Origin of the sequence: Actinomyces israelii DSM 43320 (genome assembly GCF_000711965.1) — a bacterium.
In the GTDB taxonomy this organism is placed as follows: Bacteria; Actinomycetota; Actinomycetes; order Actinomycetales; family Actinomycetaceae; genus Actinomyces; species Actinomyces israelii.
This window is the reverse complement of sequence record NZ_JONS01000079.1, coordinates 1-7,286: the sequence shown is the minus strand read 5'-3', so window position 1 is coordinate 7,286 and position 7,286 is coordinate 1. Positions and strand designations below refer to the sequence as shown.

Sequence of the window (7,286 nt, the reverse complement as noted above, 5' to 3'; positions counted from 1 at the left end):
CGGGGTGCAGGTCGGGGCGCTGAGCCGCTATCCGCGCCAGCTCGGCGGCGGTGGTGGTGGGCCTGCGCAGCGCCTCGGCGTCGGAGTCCGGCTGCTGGGGGAGCGGGGGCGGGATCTCGGTCATAGACCGGAGAGTAGCGCGGATTGCACGTGTTCCGGCGCTTCCGGAGGGTGCAAGTTCTTGTCGCACTCGTGTCCGGAACCGGGGGATGCCCCCACGCCCGAACCACGGCGCTAAGTCCTGCCGGTCAGCGATACTCTTCTGATCAGTTTACGATGCACGTAGCAATGTGGACCGCCGCCGGGCCTCGGACTCGACCATCGCTCTGCGGTGCAGGCGGTCTGATAACACGAGAGGACTTCCACGTGCCAATAGCCGAGGCTCGTTCCAGAGCCACTGTCGTCGGCGCACGGCGCAGTCTCATGCCCGCTCTGGGAACATGGGGCTTCATCGTCACGTTCTCAGGCCAGAGCCTGCGCAATGTTGTCGGCTGGTGGGCCTTCGGCGTCATCGCTGCGATCAGCGGCGTTATGCTCCTCGTGGTCTTCGTGCGTGAGGGACACCGCGTCCAGTGGCGGGCGCTGCCCGCTATGGCCTGCGCCTACACCATCCTGTGCATGGTGAGCGTCATCTGGTCCTATTACCCGCGCGAGACCGTTCTGGCCGGGCTCCTCATGCTGGCCACCACCACCACGGGCATCCTGCTGGCCTGCGGCCTGTCCCTGCGCCAATTCACCGACGCCCTCAGCCGCGCGCTTGAGGCCACCCTCGTACTGAGCTTCCTGCTCGAGCTCTACGTGGCGCTCATCCTGCGGGAGCCGCTGATCCCCATCTACATGAAGGACTGGAAGGAGGTCCCCCCCTCCTACATCTGGGTCGAGGGCAATATCCTCAAGGGCGGGCCGATCCAGGGGATCGTCGGCAATCGCAACCCGCTGGCTTTCATTGCTTTACTCACCCTGATCTGCGTGGTTGTGCGCTGGAGGGACCATCGGCTGAGACTGCCGAACTTCCTGACCTGGTCGACCCTGTCCATCCTGACACTCGTGCTGACCGGATCGGCCACTGTGATTGTCGCGGCCATTGTGTGCGGCATCGTCATGTCGTTCATGTGGCTGCTGCGTCACGTTCCCGTCGCTCTGAGAACCACCGTCACTGTCGCCGCCTCAACACTGGGTGTGGCGGCGGTCGCCTTCGCGATCGGCTGGCACTCCCAGGTGACCGCTCTGCTCGGGCGCAGTCCGGACATGACCGGTCGCTGGGAGATCTGGCTGAAGGTGATCGACTTGTGGGAGCAGCACACATTCCTGGGGTGGGGATGGATCATGTACTGGGTGCCGTGGATCCCCATGTTCGGCACACTCGTGATCCGTCCCGACGGCACGCCGACGCTCAGTGCCCACAACGCCTATATCGAGGCGCTTTTCCAGACCGGGGTCGTGGGCGCCTCAATGATCGTGGTGCTCGTCCTCACGCTTCTCATCCGCTCCTTCCAGCTGGCCGTGCGCTACCTGGACTCCGATGCCTCGGTGCTGCTGCCCGCTCTGCTCATGACCGCCATGGTCGTGCAGTCCATGACCGAGTCGCGCCTGCTCTCCGAGGGCAACTGGGTGACAGTGTGCGCACTGGGCACCTGGCTCAGGCTGCACAGGAACATGGAGCGCGAGCGCGACGACCCCTGGGCGCTCGAGAAGAGCATCTCGCGAACCTCCTGAGCAGGCGGCACGTCCCCACCGCGGCATCCGTGACGACGGCGCCGCGGCGGGCGGAGGCGGCATCCACCAGTCGAGCATCTCTCCCGCCCGACTCGCAATGCGCCATGATGGGCCCATGACCAGCGAGCAGAACCAGCACGAGGCCGCCGGCGCCGGGGCCGCCATCAGCCTGTGGGGCGGACGCTTCACCGGCGGCCCCGCCGACGCCCTGGCCGCGCTGAGCGTCTCCACCCACTTCGACTGGCGGCTGGCCCGCTACGACATCGCCGGCTCGCGCGCCCACGCCCGGGCCCTGGCCAGGGCGGGCCTGCTCGACGGTGCCCAGCTGGCCGGCATGCTCCACGCCCTGGACCGGCTCGAGGACGACGTCGCCGCCGGCGCCTTCGCCCCGGTCCCCGCCGACGAGGACGTCCACACCGCCCTGGAGCGGGGCCTCATGGAGCGGGCGGGGGCCGAGCTCGGCGGGCGCCTGCGCGCGGGGCGCTCGCGCAACGACCAGATCGCCGCCCTGATCCGCATGTACCTGCGAGACCAGGCCCGCCACATTGCGGGTCTCGTGCTCGACGTCGTCGACGCCCTCACCGACCAGGCCGCCCGCGCTGGCGAGGCGATCATGCCGGGGCGCACCCACATGCAGCACGCCCAGCCGGTCCTCGTGGCCCACCACCTGCTCGCCCACGCCTGGCCGCTCATGCGCGACGTCGAGCGCCTGGAGGACTGGGACGCCCGCGCCGCCGTCTCCCCCTACGGGTCGGGGGCGCTGGCCGGCAGCACCCTCGGCCTCGACCCCGACGCCGTCGCCGCCGACCTCGGCTTCGGCTCGGCCGCGGAGAACTCCATCGACGCCACCTCGGCCCGAGACGCGGTGGCCGAGCTCTCCTTCGTCCTGGCCATGATCGCGGTGGACGTCTCGCGCCTGAGCGAGGAGATCATCATCTGGAGCACCAGGGAGTTCGGCTTCGTCACCCTGGACGACGCCTACTCCACCGGCTCGTCGATCATGCCGCAGAAGAAGAACCCCGACGTCGCCGAGCTCGCCCGCGGCAAGGCCGGCCGCCTCATCGGCGACCTCGCCGGACTCCTGGCCACCCTGAAGGGCCTGCCCCTGGCATACGACCGCGACCTGCAGGAGGACAAGGAGCCGGTCTTCGACGCGGTGGACACCCTGGCGGTGCTGCTCCCCGCCGTGGCCGGCATGACGGGCACCATGACCCTGCACTACGAGCGGATGGCCGCCCTCGCCCCCCAGGGCTTCTCCCTGGCCACCGACGTCGCCGAGTGGCTGGTCAGGTCCGGCGTCCCCTTCCGCGAGGCGCACGAGATCTCCGGGGCCTGCGTGCGGGAGTGCGAGAGGCGCGGCGTCGAGCTGTGGGACCTGTCCGACGACGACTTCGCAGCCATCGACGCCCGCCTGACGTCCGGCGTGCGCGAGGTGCTCTCGGCCCGGGGCTCCGTGGCGGCCCGTACCGGTCGCGGCGGCACCGCACCGGCGCGCGTCGCCGAGCAGCTCGCCCAGGCGACCGAGCACGCCGCCGCCCTGCGGTCCTTCAGCCGGGAGGGCTCGGTGCTGGACGCTCCGGCCGCGCCTGACGGCGGGGCGGTCTGAGGGCGTGGGCGCGCAGCCGGGCCGCACGGCGGCGCAGGACGTACTCGACCTCCTTGCGGGCGACTCCGTCGAGGTCGCCCCGCGACTGCTCGGGGCGGTCCTGACGGCCAGGGACGACGACGGCGCCGTGGCGGTCCGCCTGACCGAGGTCGAGGCCTACCGGGGCGAGGCCGACCCCGGCTCCCACGCCCACCGGGGGCGCACCGCCCGCAACGCCGCCATGTTCGGGGCCGCCGGCGGGATCTACGTCTACTTCACCTACGGCATGCACCACTGCGTCAACCTCGTGTGCGGACCGCAGGGCCTATCGCGGGCAGTCCTCCTGCGCGCGGGCGAGGTGACCGGGGGAGCAGACCTCGCCCGACGGCGCCGGCCGGCCGCGAGGACCGACCGCGACCTGGCCCGCGGCCCGGCGCGCCTGTGCCAGGCCCTGGGCCTGAGCCGCTCCGACGACGGCGCCCGCCTGGGCGGGCCCGGCGACCGCATCTGGCTGGCACTGCCCGCCCCCGGGGCGGAGCCCGACGCCGCGTCGATCCGTCGCGGCCCGCGCACCGGCGTCGCCGGCCCCGGCGGGGACGGGACGGCCTTCCCGTGGCGCTTCTGGATCGATGGTGATCCCACCGTCTCCCCCTACCGGCCCGCCGCGCCCCGGCGACAGAGGAGGTCGTGATGGCGCCGGCCCCGCCCGCCGCGTACTGGAACCACAACGTCGTCTTCCACCGCGAGCTGGTGGGCGACGCGGCCGTGCGCGGCGGTCGCGCGCTCGACGTCGGCTGCGGCGACGGGCTCCTCGTGCACAAGCTGGCGGGCGTGTGCCGCGAGGCCGTGGGGGTGGAGCGCGACCCCGAGGCCCTGTCGAGGGCCCGCCGGCGGCTGGCGGGGAGCCCTTCGGCGCGGGTGCTCGACGCCGACATCATGGACGCTGCCGCTCCGGAGACTCTGGGTCGCTTCGAGACCGTGACCTGCGTGGCGGTCCTCCATCACCTGCCGCTGGAGGCGGGGCTCGCGCGGCTGGGCGAGCTGGTCGCCCCGGGCGGGCGGCTGATCGTCGTCGGCCTGGCCGCCAGCAGGAGCTCCTGGGACTGGCTGCTGTCCGGCCTGAGCGTGATCCCGATCCGGGTGGCGAGCCGGTGGCACCACGAGACGCGCGACATCGGGGTGCGCACCGCCCGGCCGCGCGAGTCCCTGCGTCAGATCCGCGCCGCGGCCCGGCGACTCCTGCCCGGCGCCCGGGTGAGGCGGCGCTTCTACTACCGCTACACCCTGGTGCGGGACCGCCCGGAGGGAACGTGACCTGGGACGCGGCTCGGAGTGGGACCCGCCCGATCCCCCTCCGCGAGGTCCTCCGCCTGCTGGACGCCGGGCTCGGAAGGGTCGAGCCGTGGACCGCGCGCTCGGACCTGGAGTACGTCTGCGGCGCCATCCTCGTGCAGAACACGGCCTGGACGAACGTCCGGCGGGCCCTCGCAGCGCTGCACGGGGCGACCGCCTTCGACCCCCGTCGGCTGCTAGCCCTCGACGAGGAGGATCTGACGGCCCTGGTGAGGCCAGCCGGCTTCATGCGCGCCAAGTCCAGGGCCCTGCGCGCCTACGCCCGCTGGTCGCTCGGCGACGACGGCAGGGCCGCCCGTGGGCTGGGCGACGACGCGCTGCGCGAGGCGCTGCTCGCCCTGCCGGGGATCGGCCCCGAGACGGCGGACGTCGTCGCTCTCATGGTCTACCGGCGGCCGCGCTTCATCTTCGACGCCTACGGGCGGCGCCTGCTGCGCCAGGCGGGCTACGCCGTCGAGCGGGACTGGGGCTACGAGCGCGCCAGGCGCGCCCTGGAGCCCGCCGTGGCGCGAGCCGGCCTCAGCACGCCCGACCTGGTCCGCTTCCACGAACTCATTCTCGAGGCCGGCAGAAGGGCCCGCGCAGCGGGAGGCTGGAAGTCCTACGGCCCCACGATCGGCATCGACGGCGCGTAGCGTGCGCGAACGGGCGCCCACGCGCACGCCGTCGTCGGGAAGGGAGGGCGGGCGCCGTCGCAGAGCGGACCGGTCCGGAGCCCGCGGCCGCGGCATGGCACACTAGCGGCGCCGGAGACGCGATCCGGCTCCGCGCGCATGACGCCGGAAGGAACCGAGGAAGGTAACAGGACCGTGACCGACATCCTGGACGAGCTGCAGTGGCGGGGCCTCATCGCCCAGCACACCGACATCGACGCGCTGCGCGCGGCGCTGGACGATGGCGAGCTCACCTTCTATTGCGGTTTCGACCCGACAGCCCCGAGCCTGCACCACGGGCACCTGGTCGCCGTCAAGGTGATGCGCCATCTGCAGATGGCGGGGCACCATCCGCTGGCCCTGGTGGGGGGCGCCACCGGTCTCATCGGCGACCCGCGGGCCAGGGGCGAGCGCACTCTCAACACCAAGGACGTCGTCGCCGACTGGGCGGGGAGCCTCAGGGCGCAGCTGGAGCGCCTCCTGGACTTCGAGGGCGACAACCCGGCGCGCATTGTCAACAACCTCGACTGGACCGATGAGCTCAGCGCCATTGACTTCCTGCGCGATATTGGCAAGCACTTCCGCATGGGCACGATGCTCGCCAAGGATGTCGTGGCGCGGCGCCTGGCCAGCGAGGAGGGTATCTCCTTCACCGAGTTCAGCTACCAGATCCTCCAGGCCAACGACTACCTCGAGCTGTTCCGGCGCTACGGCTGCACGCTGGAGGTGGGCGGCAACGACCAGTGGGGGAACCTCGTGGGCGGCATGGACCTCATCCACAAGGTCGAGGGCGCGGCGGTGCACGTCATGACCAACCCGCTCATCACCAAGGCCGACGGCACCAAGTTCGGCAAGACCGAGGGCGGAGCCGTCTGGTTGAGCCCGCGGCTGCTCTCGCCGTACGCCTTCTACCAGTTCTGGCTGCGGGTTGACGACGCAGACGTCGTGCGCTTCCTGAAGGTCTTCACCTTCCTGGACCGCGCCGAGATCGAGCGCCTTGAGGCGGCCACCGCCTCCAACCCGAAGGCGCGCGAGGCGCAGAAGATCCTCGCACGAGAGGTGACCACCTGGGTGCATGGGGCCGACGCCGTTCGTGACGCGCAGGCCGCCACGGCGGCGCTGTGGGGACGCGGCCGGCTCTCCGAGCTCGATGAGGCGACCCTCGCGGCGGCGACCGCCGACCTGCCCGCGGGGGAGCTTGTCGTGGGGAAGTCGACCATTGTGGACCTGCTTGTCGCCACGGGCCTGGAGAAGGGGCGCAACGCGGCCCGCAAGACGGTGGCCGGCGGGGGCGCCTACCTCAACAACGTCAAGGTCGCTGACGTGGACGCACCCGTGACGGCCGACCAGCTGCTCGCCGGAGGAGTGGTCCTCGTGCGCAGGGGCCGTCGCAACCTCGCGGTGGCGCGGCTGGCGCGCGCGGCCGGCACGGCGGAGCCCGCCGTGCCGGCACAGCCGTAGCCCCCGGGCGGATCGTGCCCGCCTGAAACCCACGGGCCTGCCTGCAGCCTCGCGTGCGCGTTGTATTGGCGAGATCGCCCGCGCTGAAGCCCACGGGCCTGCCGGCAGCCTGCCTGCTGGACCGACTGGAGAGGACGGCCAGGACCGGTGGCCGGCGCCGGCTCGGTGGTGGCGGCCCGCTGTGAGTGCCGCCACCACCGTTGTGCTTGACCTTCCAGTGGGCAGTTGCGTAACGTCTCCCGCGGCCCGAACGGAGTGGGAGTCATCCTGAGCCGGGCGGGTGCCGAGAGCTCGAAAGAGGCGTCGCGGGTGAGATCGGGATCACGGATTCTGGGTTTGACCTGAGGATGGCGGCTCGTTAAAGTTCCTCGGGTGCTTCCGGAGGGAGGCGGCCTCGCCGAGTGGCGGGCGCGTGATTCTCCGGTGGGTGTGTTGTTTGAGATCTCGATAGTGTGCTTGTTTTTTGTGCCATGGTTTGCCTGCTTTTTGGTGGGTGGGCTTGTTTTGTCTGGTGGTTT

General features: G+C 71.5%; 6 protein-coding genes. All 6 read left to right on the top strand.

Going from position 1 to position 7,286, the window contains the following annotated elements:
- The first annotated feature begins 366 nt into the window (after positions 1-366).
- The 6 genes from O145_RS14905 to tyrS all read left to right on the top strand — a co-directional run bounded on the left by O145_RS14905 (position 367) and on the right by tyrS (position 6,768).
- On the top strand, positions 367-1,716 hold the full coding sequence (locus tag O145_RS14905) for an O-antigen ligase family protein (protein WP_043564399.1): 1,350 nt from the start codon (positions 367-369) through the stop codon (positions 1,714-1,716).
- A gap of 115 nt (positions 1,717-1,831) precedes the next feature.
- A complete protein-coding gene (gene argH / locus O145_RS14900) occupies positions 1,832-3,322 on the top strand; it encodes an argininosuccinate lyase (RefSeq protein ID WP_043564398.1) in 1,491 nt (496 codons plus the stop codon).
- Positions 3,323-3,326: 4 nt separating this feature from the next.
- Complete coding sequence (locus O145_RS14895) at positions 3,327-3,992, top strand: DNA-3-methyladenine glycosylase (RefSeq protein WP_043564397.1); 666 nt, start codon at positions 3,327-3,329, stop codon at positions 3,990-3,992.
- The gene (locus tag O145_RS14890) at positions 3,992-4,615 is read left to right on the top strand and encodes a class I SAM-dependent methyltransferase (RefSeq protein ID WP_043564396.1); all 624 of its coding nucleotides are present in this window, start codon (positions 3,992-3,994) and stop codon (positions 4,613-4,615) included. Before O145_RS14895 ends, O145_RS14890 begins: the two co-directional genes overlap by 1 nt.
- Positions 4,612-5,289 (top strand): endonuclease III domain-containing protein, encoded by a 678-nt coding sequence (locus O145_RS14885; protein ID WP_052375259.1) that lies wholly within the window; start codon positions 4,612-4,614, stop codon positions 5,287-5,289. The genes O145_RS14890 and O145_RS14885 overlap by 4 nt, the downstream gene beginning before the upstream one ends.
- 174 nt (positions 5,290-5,463) lie before the next feature.
- On the top strand, positions 5,464-6,768 hold the full coding sequence (gene tyrS / locus O145_RS14880; RefSeq protein ID WP_052375257.1) for a tyrosine--tRNA ligase: 1,305 nt from the start codon (positions 5,464-5,466) through the stop codon (positions 6,766-6,768).
- Positions 6,769-7,286 lie beyond the last annotated feature (518 nt).